The sequence below is a fragment of the Streptomyces rishiriensis genome, from assembly GCF_003112535.1.
Lineage (GTDB): Bacteria > Actinomycetota > Actinomycetes > Streptomycetales > Streptomycetaceae > Streptomyces > Streptomyces rishiriensis.
This window is the reverse complement of record NZ_BEWA01000013.1, coordinates 203243-216858: the sequence shown is the minus strand read 5'-3', so window position 1 is coordinate 216858 and position 13616 is coordinate 203243. Positions and strand designations below refer to the sequence as shown.

At 73.0% G+C, this 13616-nt stretch carries 14 protein-coding genes; 9 read left to right on the top strand and 5 right to left on the bottom strand.

The window, feature by feature from the left end; genetic code table 11:
* Window positions 1-75: 75 nt before the first annotated feature.
* Together Sri02f_RS24015 and Sri02f_RS24010 are read left to right on the top strand one after the other, a co-directional pair.
* Window positions 76-663 carry a TetR/AcrR family transcriptional regulator gene (locus tag Sri02f_RS24015; RefSeq protein WP_109003369.1) on the top strand — a complete coding sequence of 196 codons (588 nt, stop codon included), beginning with the start codon at window positions 76-78 and terminating at the stop codon, window positions 661-663.
* Between the two features lie 94 nt (window positions 664-757).
* Window positions 758-1051 (top strand): DUF3303 family protein, encoded by a 294-nt coding sequence (locus Sri02f_RS24010; protein ID WP_109003368.1) that lies wholly within the window; start codon window positions 758-760, stop codon window positions 1049-1051.
* A gap of 87 nt (window positions 1052-1138) precedes the next feature.
* On the opposite strand, the gene Sri02f_RS24005 is transcribed toward Sri02f_RS24010, so the two are convergent.
* From Sri02f_RS24005 to Sri02f_RS23990, 4 genes are all read right to left on the bottom strand, one after another.
* The gene (locus tag Sri02f_RS24005; RefSeq protein WP_069768357.1) at window positions 1139-1789 is read right to left on the bottom strand and encodes a putative DNA-mimic protein; all 651 of its coding nucleotides are present in this window, start codon (window positions 1787-1789) and stop codon (window positions 1139-1141) included.
* 87 nt (window positions 1790-1876) lie between these two features.
* Window positions 1877-4405 carry a glycosyltransferase gene (locus Sri02f_RS24000; RefSeq protein ID WP_373865120.1) on the bottom strand — a complete coding sequence of 843 codons (2529 nt, stop codon included), beginning with the start codon at window positions 4403-4405 and terminating at the stop codon, window positions 1877-1879.
* Window positions 4402-5103, bottom strand: coding sequence for a GntR family transcriptional regulator (locus Sri02f_RS23995; protein ID WP_109003367.1), 702 nt, complete (start codon window positions 5101-5103; stop codon window positions 4402-4404). Before Sri02f_RS23995 ends, Sri02f_RS24000 begins: the two co-directional genes overlap by 4 nt.
* A gap of 280 nt (window positions 5104-5383) precedes the next feature.
* Entirely contained in the window at window positions 5384-6739 is a 1356-nt protein-coding gene (locus Sri02f_RS23990) for an aspartate aminotransferase family protein (RefSeq protein ID WP_109003366.1), read from the bottom strand.
* Window positions 6740-7004: 265 nt separating this feature from the next.
* Between Sri02f_RS23990 and Sri02f_RS23985 the strand changes: the two genes are divergently transcribed.
* The 3 genes from Sri02f_RS23985 (at window position 7005) to Sri02f_RS23975 (ending at window position 10092) form a co-directional block, all read left to right on the top strand.
* Window positions 7005-7637 (top strand): type 1 glutamine amidotransferase family protein, encoded by a 633-nt coding sequence (locus tag Sri02f_RS23985; RefSeq protein ID WP_109003365.1) that lies wholly within the window; start codon window positions 7005-7007, stop codon window positions 7635-7637.
* Window positions 7634-8092: a MarR family winged helix-turn-helix transcriptional regulator gene (locus Sri02f_RS23980; RefSeq protein ID WP_109003364.1), complete on the top strand. Its 459-nt coding sequence runs from the start codon at window positions 7634-7636 to the stop codon at window positions 8090-8092. The genes Sri02f_RS23985 and Sri02f_RS23980 overlap by 4 nt, the downstream gene beginning before the upstream one ends.
* A 92-nt stretch (window positions 8093-8184) precedes the next feature.
* Entirely contained in the window at window positions 8185-10092 is a 1908-nt protein-coding gene (locus Sri02f_RS23975; protein WP_109003363.1) for a serine/threonine-protein kinase, read from the top strand.
* A gap of 57 nt (window positions 10093-10149) precedes the next feature.
* Here the strand turns inward: Sri02f_RS23975 and Sri02f_RS23970 are convergent, their stop codons facing one another.
* A complete protein-coding gene (locus tag Sri02f_RS23970) occupies window positions 10150-10884 on the bottom strand; it encodes an SLATT domain-containing protein (RefSeq protein WP_109003475.1) in 735 nt (244 codons plus the stop codon).
* Between the two features lie 336 nt (window positions 10885-11220).
* Here Sri02f_RS23970 and Sri02f_RS23965 point away from each other — a divergent pair, with 336 nt between their 5' ends.
* The 4 genes from Sri02f_RS23965 (at window position 11221) to Sri02f_RS23950 (ending at window position 13616) form a co-directional block, all read left to right on the top strand.
* Window positions 11221-11565 (top strand): YbaB/EbfC family nucleoid-associated protein, encoded by a 345-nt coding sequence (locus tag Sri02f_RS23965; RefSeq protein WP_109003362.1) that lies wholly within the window; start codon window positions 11221-11223, stop codon window positions 11563-11565.
* 90 nt (window positions 11566-11655) lie between these two features.
* On the top strand, window positions 11656-12255 hold the full coding sequence (gene recR, locus Sri02f_RS23960; protein ID WP_109003361.1) for a recombination mediator RecR: 600 nt from the start codon (window positions 11656-11658) through the stop codon (window positions 12253-12255).
* Entirely contained in the window at window positions 12248-12913 is a 666-nt protein-coding gene (locus tag Sri02f_RS23955; RefSeq protein ID WP_109003360.1) for a DUF5063 domain-containing protein, read from the top strand. The genes recR and Sri02f_RS23955 overlap by 8 nt, the downstream gene beginning before the upstream one ends.
* A 196-nt stretch (window positions 12914-13109) precedes the next feature.
* On the top strand, window positions 13110-13616 hold the full coding sequence (locus tag Sri02f_RS23950) for an SgcJ/EcaC family oxidoreductase (RefSeq protein ID WP_109003359.1): 507 nt from the start codon (window positions 13110-13112) through the stop codon (window positions 13614-13616).

The window sequence follows — 13616 nt, the reverse complement described above, 5'->3', positions numbered from 1 at the left end:
TTAGTTAGTCAACTAACTGATTCGGTGGACGTGAAGCTAGCACGGGCTCCCGGGGGGTTGTCTATAGTCAGTCGGGTGACTGACTCAATCGAGAAGCGCGCCGCGAAGCGGGGCGACAAGCGGCAGCGGCTCGTGGCGGCCGCCGCCTCGGTGCTGCACGAGCGGGGCGTGGAGCGGACGACCATCGCCGACATCGCCCGCGCCGCGGACGTCCCGGTGGGCAACGTGTACTACTACTTCAAGACCAAGGACGAGCTGGTCGAGGCGGCCCTCGACCGGCACGCCGAGTATCTCGACGCGCTCACCGCCCGGCTCGACGAACTCGCCGACCCGCGTGAACGCCTGAAGAGCCTTGTCGCCGGCTGGGTCGAGGCGCGGGAAGTCGCGGCCCGTCACGGCTGCCCGACGGGCACCCTCGCCGTGGAGCTCGACAAGCGCGACGAGGGTGGTCTCGACCTCGCGGCCGGGCTCGTCATCCGGCGGTTGCTGGACTGGGTGGATCGGCAGTACCGCGAGATGGGCGTCGACGAGCCCGACGGTCACGCGCTCGCGCTCGTCGGCGCCTACCAAGGCATGTCGTTGCTCGCCAGCGCCCTGCGCGACCCCGAGGTCATGACGCGCGAAGGGGCCCGTCTCGTCCGCGAGATCGACGCCCTGACGTGAGCCGGCCTCCTGGTGCAGCGGAGGTCATATGTGACAAATGGGAATATTCTGTGATCACGCGACCGCGTGCGTCGGTCCGGAGAAGGTGAGTGCGATGCGCGTATTGCTCAAGGCTTCCATGGACACGGACAAGGCCAACGAGGCCATTCACAACGGCACTCTGACGAAACTGATCCAGGAGTCGATGGAGCAGATCAAGCCCGAGGCGGCCTACTTCACCACCGACCACGGCCGGCGCACCGCCTACCTCGTCTTCGACATGCAGGAGAGCTCGCAGATGCCGGTGCTCAGCGAGCCCTGGTTCCAGCACGTCGGAGCCGAGATCACCTACACCCCCGTGATGAACATGGAGGACGTGCAGAAGGGCCTCTCGCAGCTCGGCCGCTGACCGTCCCCGCAGGCGGACACCCGCCGAACGGGACGCGCAGGGGACGCACATCGGACGCCGGACGGGACGCCGGGCGGGGACGCCGGCTCAGCTGAACACGATCATCGACCCCTGCGCGAGGCTGCGCGTGGCCGCCGCGTGCAGCCCCAGCCAGACGTGCCGCTCACGGGCGAAGGGGCTGGGATCGTACGGCGCCGGGACGGCGGGCTCCTCCAGCTCCGTGGGACCGGCGGGCGGTTGGGGCGCCGCCGGAGGATTGGCCGGATCGATGCCGAGGGACGGCGCCACGAACTCCAGTTCCCGCAGCAGTGACTGCGCGGAGCCCAACGGGCCGCCGCCCGCGAGGAGTTCGTCGTTGGACAGCGGTTGCAGGAAGTCGACGGGGACGTAAGCGCCCGCGTGGTCGTAGTGCCAGACCAGATGCGACTGCTTGGCCGTCGCCTCGAACATCTCCAGGAGCTGCTCGTAGTCGCCGCCCAGCTCGTCCACCGGCGTCACCGGCAGCCCGCACACCTGGAGCAGGTAGGCGCGGCGCAGGAAGTGCAGGGCGTCGTAGTCGAAGCCGGCCACGGGGGCGACCTCGCCGGTCAGACCCGGCATGTACTGGTACACCGGCACCGGCGGGAGACCCGCCTCGGCCAGCACCTTGTTGTACTGGGCGAGTTCGTCGGCGAAGGGGTTGTCGGGGGTGTGGCACAACACGTCGACGAGCGGCACCAGCCACAGGTCACAGGCCAAAGAGAGCTCCTCACTCAGCGCGTTGCACGGTCGTGCACGGACAATGCGGCAATGCCGGTCAGGGAAGGGTAGTCGGTACGGCTCACGTCAGCTCCCGTTCTGCGTCCCCTGGTGCAGGTCCCATACCCACACTCCGGCCACCCTCCTCCCCGGGCGGCCCACCAGCTTGTCCACCGTCTCACGCAGCCCGGCCTCGTGCGGCTGCGGGGCCAGCACCAGCGCGCCCGCCCGCCAGTACGCGAAGTCCTCGCGGGCCGCGGCCCGGGCGCGGGCGTCGATCACCGGGACCACCCCCGTGTACCGGACGTCCCGCAGCAGGCTCGCGGTGAAGCGCAGCGGGACGCCGTAGACGCCGGTGCGGTCGCCGTCGCCGTAGGGGCCGTTGAAGTAGCCGCCGGGCATCCGGAAGCCGAGGCCGGCCGCCGTCTGCCAGTGCAGGGCCTCGGCCGCCTCGGGCTCGGCGAGCGGCACCGGGACCAGCGTCTCGCCGTCGCGGACGTACGACTTCCAGGCGCCGTCGGCGAAGAAGGCGGGCGTCGGGGCGCGCGGCGCGGACTTCAGCGGGGCCGGGATCAGCGGCAGCAGGGCGAGGCAGACGGCGAGCAGCCCGGCGTACAGCGTGCTCAGGCGGCGGGCGCGCGCCAGCCGGTCGACCGCCAGGGCGAGCAGCATCCCCAGCGCCGGGGCGCAGACCAGCGCGACCCGGCTCTCGATCACCGACTCGAAGAGGGGGAGGCCGGCCAGCGCGGCCCAGGGGCCGGGCACGGTGACGTCGGTGAGGGGGAGGGTGATGCGCGGGCCGAGGGACAGCACGGCCGCGGCCGCCGCCGTGCAGGCCAGCGCCCTGACGACCGGCCGCCGCCACAGCGCCACCGTGACGGCGAACGCGAGCAGGACCAGCGGCCACCCGTAGAAGGCGTTCTGTTCGGTCGGGTTGAGGGAGAGGGCGTCGGCGCGCCCGGCGTCGCCCGCGACCAGGGAGCGTTCGGCGAACGACAGGAGGGCGCGCACCGAGTTGCCGACGCCGGTCGCGCTCCCGTGGTCGATGCCGCTGTAGCTCTGCGGGCCGGAGAACTGCCATGCCAGCGGGTAGACGACCAGCGGCAGACAGACGGCGGCGGCGATCGCCAGGCCGTTCAGCAGGGGGCGTGCGGCCGCACGGGCCTCGGCGGGGCGCGCGGCGCCGTGGACGAGGGCGAACACGAGCAGTCCGAGGGCGGTCAGCAGCAGGGGTTCCTCGCCGAGGAAGAGCTGGTAGGCCGCCATCAGGCCGAGGACGACCCCGTCGCGCGCGACCCGCTCGCCGGTGGTGAGCCGCAGAGCCCGCTCGATGATCATCGGGATCATGAACAGCACGACGAAGTTCGGGTGGGCGTTGGCATGGCTGACCATCGGCGGCGCGAACGCGGCCAGGGCGGCCCCGGCGAAGGCGGCCGCCCGCTGTCGCACGAGCCGTCGCACGATCAGCCGGTACCAGGCGAGCGCGGTGGCGGCCAGGCCCAGCGTCATCACCAGGCTGAGGGAGACGGCCGGGCCGAGCAGCAGGGTGACCGGCGTGAGCGGCGCCGACAGGCCCGGCATCGTCGTGTTGGCCATCAGGTTCACGCCGCCGGGGAAGCCCTGGAGGTCGGTGAACAGGGGATTGCGCAGATGGGCGACGTTGTCGGCGGTCACCGCGAAGAACCACTCCCACTGGTTCTGGTCCTGGAGGGAGTCGGTGAGATAGCGGTGGGCCGGGTCCAGGACGCGGCCGGAGTAGAGGACCGCGGCCATCGCCAGGAAGAGGACGGCCGCGAGGACGTCCGCCGGCCGCGGCGCCGGGACCCGCAGGCGGACCAGGTCGCGCAGCACCCGCGGGTAGTCCGCCGGGCGGATCTTCGAGCCGGGCCGGTGCGACCAGTGCACGGGCACCTCGGCGACCGGCCAGCCGGCGCGCTGGAAGTGCCGCAGCACCTCCACGTCGATGGCGTAGCCGTTGAGGCGGGACGCGGCGAACGCGGCACGGGCCTTGTCGCCGTCGAACAGCTTGAAACCGCACTGGGTGTCGCGTATCCCGCGCAGGGTCGTCCGGCGGATGAGCAGGTTGCCCGCGGCGCCGAGGAGTTCGCGTGTGCGGTGCTGCCGGTTGCCGAGGGTCGCGCCGGGCACGGCCCGCGATCCGATCGCCGCCGCGTGTCCGGCGGCGAGCGCCTTCTCCAGGCGCTCCAACTCCTCGACGGGCGTGGCGAGATCGGCGTCCATGACCAGGACGCGGCGGCCCCGGCTGGCGGCGACGCCCAGGCGCAGGGCGTGCCCCTTGCCCCGGTTGCCGGAGCCGGCGACGAGCTGCACGCGGGGGTCGCGGCGGACCGTGACGAGCTCGCGGGTGGCGTCGGTGGAGCCGTCGTCGGCGACCAGGATCTCCCAGCTGCCCCAGGGGCTCCCGGTCGCGTCGAGGTGGCGGCCGACCGCGTCCAGGGTGGGGCCGAGCCGGCGCTCCTCGTTGTAGGCGGGGATGACGACGGAGAGGTCCACGGCGCCGGCCGCGGGACCGGCGGGGCGCCGGGCGGGACGGGTCGCGGAGCGGGGCGCGGGGCGCGGCACGCGGCGGGTGCCGGGGGCGTCCGCACGGCTCACCGCGTCGCCAGCCGCTCGATCAGGTCGATGGACTCGTCGTTGTACGCGGCGAGCATCACGCGGGCGGCACCGGTGTCGCGGGCGTACAGGGCGTCGACCAGTTCGGTGTGGCCGGACCACAGGCAGCCGCGCAGGTCGGACAGCCGGCGCAGGTGCTGCACCGTGCACACCCAGGACTGCACCCGCAGCCGGTGCAGGAAGTCGGCGAGATAGGGGTTGCCGAACAGGGCGCTCAACTCGCGCCAGAACCGCAGGTCGTAGCCGATGAGGACGGTGAGATCGCCGGCGGACGCGGCTCGCTGGGCCTCCTCGCCGCGTCGGCGCACCCCCGCTATCGCGGCCGCGACCCGCGGCTCCTCGAAGTTCTGGTGGCCGTGGCGGCCCTCGTCGAAGGCGGCGAACATCCCCTCGATGATCAGGCTGCGGGCCTCGATCATGCCCCGGTAGTCCTCGACCGAGTACTCGGGGACCCGGAAGCCCCGGTGCTGGTCGGCGTCCAGGAGGCCCTGCGCGGAGAGATCGACGAGGGCCTCGCGCACGGGCGTCGCCGAGACGCCGTACTGTTCGGCGATCTCCTTGACCGTGAACTCCTGTCCCGGTTGCAGCCGGCCCCCCAGCACCTCGTCGCGGAGCGCGTCGGCGATCTGCTGGCGCAGGGTGCTGCGCGTCACGGCGCCGGTGCCGGTGCTGCCGGGCATGGTCGAGGCGTCTCCCTCGTCGGGGGCGGAAAAAATGGCGTGCTCGTCGGTATGTACGAGCACGCCACCTTACGCGTTCGACGAAATCAAGCCCCTTCGTGCACACCGGTCCCGCGACGGCTCGCGGATCCCGCCCGCGACGGCTTGCGGATCCCGCCCGCGACGGGCTCCGGGACCGGCCCGCGCCGATGTCCGGACCGGCCCGAGACGATTCCCGGACCGGCCCGCGACGACGCCCGCTCGCGTGCGGATCCGCCTGCGGCGCCTGCGGCCCGCGGCCCTACTCGGTGTACTCGTCCGCCGCCGAGAGGGCCGCGTCCAGCGCCGCGAGGCCTTCCTTGACCTCGGACTCGGAGACGTTGAGCGGCGGCACGAAGTGGGTGCGGTTCATGTTCACGAACGGCCACACCCCGGCCTTCTTGGCGGCGGCGCCGAAGGCGGCCATGGGCGCGTTGGCCTCGCCGGCCGCGTTGTACGGCACCAGCGGCTCGCGCGTCTCGCGGTTCTTCACCAGCTCGACCGCCCAGAACATGCCGACGCCGCGGACCTCGCCGACGCTCGGGTGCCGTTCGGCCAGCTCCGCAAGCCCGGGCCCGACCAGGGAGGCGCCCAGCCGCTTCGCGTTCTCGACGACGCCCTCCTCCGCCATGACGTTGATCGTCGCGACGGCGGCCGCGCAGGCCAGCGGGTGCCCGGAGTACGTCAGACCGCCCGGGTAGGGCCGCCTGGCGAAGGTCTCCGCGATCGCGCCGGAGATGGCGACGCCGCCCAGCGGCACGTATCCGCTGTTCACGCCCTTGGCGAAGGTCATGAGGTCGGGCGTCACGCCGTACAGGTCGGCCGCGAACCACTCGCCGGTGCGGCCGAACCCGGCCATGACCTCGTCCAGCACGAAGACGATCCCGTGCCGGTCGCAGATCTCGCGCACACCGGCCAGGTAGCCGGGCGGCGGCAGCATGATCCCCGCCGTTCCGGGGACGGTCTCCAGGATGATCGCGGCGATCGTCCCCGGACCCTCGAAGGCGATGGTCGTCTCCAGGTGTTCCAGCGCCCGCGCGGTCTCCTGCTCCTCCGTCTCGGCGTAGAAGCGGGAGCGGTACAGGAACGGCGCCCAGAAGTGCACGACCCCGGCCGCGCCGGTGTCGGACGCCCAGCGGCGCGGGTCGCCGGTGAGGTTCACGGCCTGCTGGGTGCCGCCGTGGTACGAGCGGTAGGCGGACAGCACCTTGGGCCGGCCGGTGTGCAGCCGGGCCATGCGCACGGCGTGCTCGACGGCGTCCGCGCCGCCGTTGGTGAAGAAGATCTTGTCCAGGTCGCCCGGGGTGCGCTCGGCGATCAGCCGGGCCGCCTCCGAGCGGGCCTCGATCGCGAACGCGGGCGCGAAGGTGGTCAGGTGTGCGGCCTGCTCCTGGATCGCGGCGACGACCTTCGGGTGCTGGTAGCCGATGTTGGTGTAGACGAGCCCGCTGGTGAGGTCGAGGTAGCGCTTGCCGTCGTAGTCCCAGAAGTACGACCCCTCGGCGCCGGCCACGGCGAGCGGGTCGATGAGCTCCTGGGCGGACCAGGAGTGGAAGACGTGCGCGCGGTCCGCGGCCTTCACGGCGGCGCCGGCCCGGGGATCGGTCTGAGGGGTCATGTCGGCGAGCGTAAATGTCCGCGATGCGGAAGCGGTATCGGCGTCCTGTTCCGTGGACGGGCCGTTTCCGCGACAGGTTGTCGGGCGTGAGGCAGGGCGGGGCCGCCGAGCCCGTCGGCGTTCATTGACAGCATGCTGTCCAAGTAGCAGTATGCTGTCATAAGCCTCACAGTCTCACAGTTCCCCCGCCTCACCGTTCCACCATTCCCCCGCCCCACCGCCCCGAGGAGGAGTCGTGACCCGAGGAGCCCTGACCCGAGAAGCCGTGAGCGACGGGCGCGGCGGCCGTGGCGGCCGCAAGCCCGTGCATCTCGCCGTCTACGACTCGCTGGCCGACTGGGAGACCGGCCACGCCACGGCGTACCTCGCGCGCGCCGGGTACGAGATCCGGACCGTGGGCCCGACCCGCGAACCCGTCGTCAGCATCGGCGGCCTGCGCGTCCAGCCCGACCTGGCCCTGGCCGACGTCCGCCCGCAGGACAGCGCGCTGCTGATCCTGCCGGGCGCGGACCTGTGGGACACCACCGACGATCTGGCCCCCTTCGCCCGCGCCGCGCGCCGGTTCCTCGACGCCGGCGTGCCCGTCGCGGCGATCTGCGGAGCCACCGCCGGACTCGCCCGCGAGGGCCTGCTCGACGAGCGGGACCACACCGGCGCGGTCTCCTTCTACCTGGCCGCCACGGGCTACGGCGGCGGCGGACGGTACGTCGAGGCGGACGCGGTGACGGACGGCGCTCTGGTCACCGCCGGCCCCACCGAACCCGTCGCCTTCGCGCGCGAGATCCTCCGGCTGCTGGGCGTGTACGAGGGCGAGACCCTGGACGCCTGGTACCGCCTGTTCCACGACTCCGACCCGCAGGCCTACGCCGTCCTGGAGAAGGCGACGGCCGGCCGGTGAGCCGGTCGCGCCAGGAACTGCTCAGCCGCAGCGCCCTCGGGGTGTTCCGGCTGAACGGCCAGTTCCTCGCCGTCGCCGAGGAACTGGCGCGGCCCTGCGGACTCACCGCCGCCCGGTGGCAGGTGCTCGGCGCGGTGCTGGGCGAACCGCTGCCCGTGTCCGGCATCGCGCGCGCCATGGGCATCACCCGGCAGAGCGTGCAGCGCGTCGCCGACCTGCTGGTGGAGCGCGGCCTCGCCGAGTACCGGCCCAACCCGGCCCACCGGCGGGCCAAGCTGCTCGCGCCCACCGGGCGGGGGCGGGCCGCGATCGCCGCGATCGCCCCCGGGCACGAGGCCTTCGCCGACCGGCTGGCACGGGAGTTCGGCGAGGCGGAGCTGGCCGGGGCCGTCCACGTCCTGGAACGCCTGTCCAAGGTGCTGGACGGGCTGGAGCCGCCTGTTACGGAACCGTAGACACCGCGCCGCCCTATCCCCCGAACGACCGGATTATTCTCGCCTCCACACACATGTCCCGATCACACATGTGGCGGAAAGGCGGCGCTGCGATGGAGAAGCTGGGTCCCGGGGACCCGCAGCGCATCGGCGGCTACCGGCTGCTCGCGCGGCTGGGGGCGGGCGGGATGGGACGGGTGTACCTCGCCCGCTCGGACCGGGGGCGCACGGTCGCCGTGAAGCTGGTCCGGCGCGAACTGGCCGCGCGCGAGGAGTTCCGGGCGCGCTTCCGCCAGGAGGTGCGCAACGCCCAGCGGGTCGGCGGCTTCTGGACGGCCCCCGTCCTCGACGCCGACACCGAGGCCGCCGTGCCCTGGGTGGCCACCGGCTACGTCGCCGGGCCGAGCCTGCAGCAGGTGGTGAGCCACGACCACGGTCCGCTGCCCGAGCGGTCGGTGCGCATCCTGGCCGCCGGGCTCGCCCACGCGCTCACCAACATCCACGCGGCCGGCATCGTCCACCGCGACCTGAAGCCGTCGAACGTGATGGTCACCATCGAAGGGCCCCGGGTCATCGACTTCGGCGTCGCGCGGGCGCTGGAGAGCGTGACCGGCGACAGCGGGCTGACCCAGACCGGCGCGGTCATCGGCTCGCCCGGCTTCATGGCGCCCGAGCAGGTGCGCGGCGACGGGGTCACCCCGGCCAGCGACGTCTTCTGCCTCGGCTCGGTCATCGCCTACGCCGCGACCGGCGTCCTGCCCTTCGGCGCCCCCGACGACGGGGCGCACGCGCTGATGTTCCGCATCGCCGAGGACGAGCCCGATCTCGCGGGCGTCCCCGAGGGCGTCGCCGACCTGGTCCGCGCCTGTCTGCGCAAGGACCCGGCCGCCCGTCCCTCCCTCGCCCGCGTCCTGGAGCTCACCGGCGTCGACGACACCGTCTCCGACGGCCGCTCCCGCGACCCGTGGCTGCCCAGCGCGCTGGTGGCCCAGCTCGGCCGGCACGCCGTGCGGCTCCTGGAGGTGGAGGACCCCGAGAACCCCGAGAACCCCGAGAGCACGGGGAACGCCGAAGGCCCGGCCGCCGGTCTCCCGGCCGGCCGGTTCGGACACCGGACGGGGTTCGCGGCGGCCGCCGAGGAGCATTCCGGGCCGCGCGGCGACATGCTCGCGCCGGACCACCGCCGCACGCTGGTCGCGGGCCCCGACGGCATCCCGCCGCAGACGCCCCCGCCCGGCTCGGACACCCTCGCGCACCCGGCGTACGGCCACGCCCAGCAGCATCCCCAGCCGGCCCCCGGCCACGGGCATGCGCCCGGACCGTCGGACGGCTGGTCCGCGGCGCCCGGCATCCCGGCTCCGTACAACCCCTACGCGGAGGGCGCGGGCGGTCCGGGCGCGGCCGCGCCGCCCTACGCCCCCTACGGACCGGCCGACCCCGCCGGCGCCCAGGAGCCGCCGCGGCGCAGCGCCCGGACCACGCTGCTGCTCGTCCTGGTCGCCCTGGTGGTCGCCATCGCGGCGGGCGGCTCGGTGTACGCGTTCATGAACGGCGACGGCGACTCCGGGGGCGGCCCGACGGCCGGCGCCTCCGCCTCCACGACCCCCTCCGCGGCGGCCTCGAAGCCGCCCTCGTCGTCCGCCTCCGGGACGCCGTCCGCCTCCCCGTCCTCCTCGGCCGGCGGGGTGCCGGCGGCCTTCCTCGGCGCCTGGACGACCACGATCGAGAACGAGAGCGGCACGAACACCCGCAGGCTGACCATCACCCAGGGCGGGGTCGGCGACGCCGTGCTCGCTCTCGTCGCCGACGGGAAGGCGTACCACTGCGAGTTCAGCGCCGCCCTCACCCGGGCGCCGGGCGCCGACGGCCCGCTGCGGATCGGTCCCTCCGAAGTCACCACGGGCCGTCCGCTCTCCTCCTGCAGCCCCGGCGCCGCCTCCGAGATCACCCTCCTCGCCGACGGCAGACTCCAGCGCACCAACACCGGAACGGGCGAGAAGCTCACCTACACCAGGGACTGAGCGGCCCCTCCGGTCCTGTGCTCCGCCCCGCTCCCGCCCCTCACCGAGGCTCGCCCCTCACCGAGGCTCCGGCGGCCGCTGGCGGGGCATGTTGGGGCGGGCGTTGACCCCGGGCGGGGAGGGGAAGCGGCCGGGGCCCCCGCCGGCGTCCGGCCGGCCGCCGGAGGCGATCGCGGCCTGGACGCCCATGGTCGTCGGACCGGCCCGGAACTCCACCATCCAGTCGGCCGTCTCCGCGCGCACCAGGTCCGTGACGTCCTCCGAGAACCGCCGCAGCACCCCGAGGCACCGCTCCGCGGCCTCGCTCGCCGTGCCCTCGGCCGGGCCCAGCACCTCCCGGACGCTCTCGGACGCCCAGTCGAACTGCAGCACCTGCAGCCGGCGCTGCACGGCCTGCGCGGTGGCCACGTCCCGCATCCAGCCGGACGTCACCCCGAAGAACCGGTCCACCGCAACACAGGCCACCGCCAGCAGCAGGGCCAGATAGCCCCAGGGAGCCACCCCGCCCATCACCCGGGTGAGGTCCAGCAACGGCAGCGCGGCCCCGCACACCGCCCCGGCCGCCGCCCCGGTGCGCAGCACCCGGGCGCCGCGCCGCTTCCACACCCGGTCGGCGAGATACCAGGCGGCGGTCTCCAGCGCGCCGCGCTCCACCCACCGGTACAGCTCGTCCAGCCGTTCCGCGGGCTCCCCCCAGTCCCCGAGCGGCAGCGCCCGCCCGGTCAGGTCGCCCGGCCGCAGCCCGGCCGCGCCCTCACCCCGCCCGTCCTGGGGCGGACCCTCGGGCTGCATCTCCGGCTGCTGAACCACCCGGCACTCCCTACTGATCCCGACCGACGGATCCCGACCGGTCCCGATGACGCCGACCGATCCCGACCGATCACGTTGCGTGACACCCGCGACGCCGATGCCGCTGCGCCGGACCTTTCCTACCTCCCAATGGGTGGCTGAGAGGAAGGTTTCATCCCTTTCCACCCTGGAAGTGGGCCTTGATCAGGTATAGACCGCCCGCGTAACTCACTCGAAAGAGTGCTGGGGCGACACCCGCACAGACCACGTAGGCTCGTGCCGAGCGGGGTGAAACCCGCTCGGAGGCACGCCCGACAGTCGTAGACACAGGAGCTGATCGTGATTTCCGGTGGTGGCCAGCCCAACATGCAGCAGCTGCTCCAGCAGGCCCAGAAGATGCAGCAGGACCTGGCCCGCGCTCAGGAGGAGCTGGCGAACACGGAGGTCGACGGGCAGGCGGGCGGCGGCCTGGTGCGGGCGACCGTGACCGGCTCGGGCGAGCTGCGGGGCCTGCGGATCGACCCGAAGGCCGTCGACCCGGAGGACACCGAGACCCTCGCCGACCTGATCGTCGCGGCCGTCCAGGCGGCCAACGAGAACGCGCAGACGCTGCAGCAGCAGAAGCTCGGCCCGCTGACCCAGGGCCTGGGCGGCGGCAGCGGCATCCCGGGTCTGCCCTTCTAGCCCGACCGCAGTCCGGTCCGCCCTTACGCGGACCGGCCCCGGCCGACTACCGTACGTACGGCAAGGAACCCCAGGAAGGACGGCAGTCCGTTGTACGAAGGCGTGGTCCAGGACCTCATCGACGAGCTGGGGCGACTGCCCGGCGTCGGTCCCAAGAGCGCGCAGCGGATCGCCTTCCACATCCTGCAGGCGGAGCCCACGGACGTACGGCGCCTCGCGCACGCCCTCCTGGAGGTCAAGGCGAAGGTCCGCTTCTGTGCCACCTGCGGCAACGTGGCGCAGGAGGAGCTGTGCGGCATCTGCCGCGACAGCCGCCGCGACCCTTCCGTCATCTGTGTGGTGGAGGAGCCGAAGGACGTCGTCGCGATCGAGCGCACGCGCGAGTTCCGCGGCAAGTACCACGTCCTGGGCGGCGCGATCAGCCCCATCGAGGGGGTCGGTCCCGACGACCTGCGGATCAGGGAACTCCTCGCGCGGCTGGCCGACGGCACGGTCACGGAACTGATCCTGGCCACGGATCCGAACCTGGAGGGCGAGGCCACGGCCACGTACCTCGCCCGCATGATCAAGCCCATGGGCCTGAAGGTCACCCGCCTGGCCAGCGGCCTCCCTGTGGGCGGCGACCTGGAATACGCGGACGAGGTGACCCTCGGCCGCGCCTTCGAGGGGAGACGACTCCTAGATGTCTGACGCCACGCTGCACGCGACCGAGCAGAACCCGGACGACTTCGCCGTCCAGATCGCGGACCAGATCGAGAGCTTCCTGGTGGCCGTCACCGAGGTGGCGAAGGGCGACGAGCCGGGCTGGGCGGTCCCCTTCCTGCTGCTGGAGGTCTCCCAGCTGCTGCTCGCCGGCGGCCGTCTCGGCGCCCACGAGGACATCCTCCCCGACGAGCGCTACGAGCCCGACCCGGGTTTCGAGCCGGACGCGGACGAACTGCGGGAGAACCTGGCCCGCCTCCTGGAGCCGGTCGACGTCTACTCCGAGGTCTTCGACCCCTACGAGCCCCGCAAGGCGCCCGTGCCGGCCCGGATCTCCGACGATCTCGCGGACGTCATCGCCGACCTGCGCCACGGCATGGTCCACTACCGGGCGGGCCGCACCACCGAGGCCCTGTGGTGGTGGCAGTTCTCCTACTTCTCCAACTGGGGCTCCACGGCCTCGGCGACCCTGCGCGCCCTGCACTCGGTGCTCGCCCATATCCGTCTGGACCAGCCCCTGGAGGAACTGGACGGTCTCGACACCGACCAGTCGCCGCTGGGCGACGAGACGCTGGAGTTCGAGGCGGGCCGTGTGATGGCGGAGGAGATCGGCGGACAGCTGGGGCTCGGCGGCGTCAGGAGCTGAGGCGGCACGGTGCGGAACTGAGGCGGCACGGTGCGGACGGCCGCACCGTGTCCCCGGGAGCGGGCGGGCTCCCGCGTCGCCGTTCCGAGAGTTGGCAAGGTGTTGGACGTCCCCTGTACGGCGGCTGCACGGGCCCTGTCGGGCCGGCCGCGAGTCTTGGGTCATCACAACAGCACCAAGCCGCACAGGAGTTGCGATGACCCGCAAGACCCGCATACGCGCCGCCCTCGTCACCGCCACCGCCGTCGTCACCGCGGCGACGGTCTCGGCCGGGGTCAGCGCGGCCGGCCCCGAGAAGTCCGCCCACCCCGCCAAGCCCGGCAAGAAGCAGATCGCCGCCCTCTTCGACGGCTGGAACGCCGCGCTGCGGACCGGTGACGCCGAGGTCGTGGCCGACCGTTATGCCAAGGACGCGGTCCTGCTGCCCACCGTGTCCAACAAGGTCAGAACCGACCGCGCCGGCATCGTCGACTACTTCGAGCACTTCCTGCGGAACAAGCCGGTCGGCAAGAAGGTCCGCACGATCGTCAACGTCCTCGACGCCGACTCCGCCCTCGACACGGGCGTCTACGAGTTCACCCTGACCGACCCCGCCACCGGGAAGAAGCGCGTCGTCCAGGCCCGTTACACCTACGAGTACGAGAAGCGCGGCGGCACGTGGCTGATCGTCAACCACCACTCCTCGGCGATGCCCGAGGGCTGA

Coding starts and splice junctions, on each gene's coding strand:
- Sri02f_RS24010 (WP_109003368.1), top strand. CDS start 758: ATGCGCGTATTGCTCAAGGCTTCCATGGACACGGACAAGGCCAACGAG.
- Sri02f_RS23995 (WP_109003367.1), bottom strand. CDS start 5,103: ATGCCCGGCAGCACCGGCACCGGCGCCGTGACGCGCAGCACCCTGCGC.
- Sri02f_RS23990 (WP_109003366.1), bottom strand. CDS start 6,739: ATGACCCCTCAGACCGATCCCCGGGCCGGCGCCGCCGTGAAGGCCGCG.
- Sri02f_RS23975 (WP_109003363.1), top strand. CDS start 8,185: ATGGAGAAGCTGGGTCCCGGGGACCCGCAGCGCATCGGCGGCTACCGG.
- Sri02f_RS23970 (WP_109003475.1), bottom strand. CDS start 10,884: ATGCAGCCCGAGGGTCCGCCCCAGGACGGGCGGGGTGAGGGCGCGGCC.
- Sri02f_RS23955 (WP_109003360.1), top strand. CDS start 12,248: ATGTCTGACGCCACGCTGCACGCGACCGAGCAGAACCCGGACGACTTC.
- Sri02f_RS23950 (WP_109003359.1), top strand. CDS start 13,110: ATGACCCGCAAGACCCGCATACGCGCCGCCCTCGTCACCGCCACCGCC.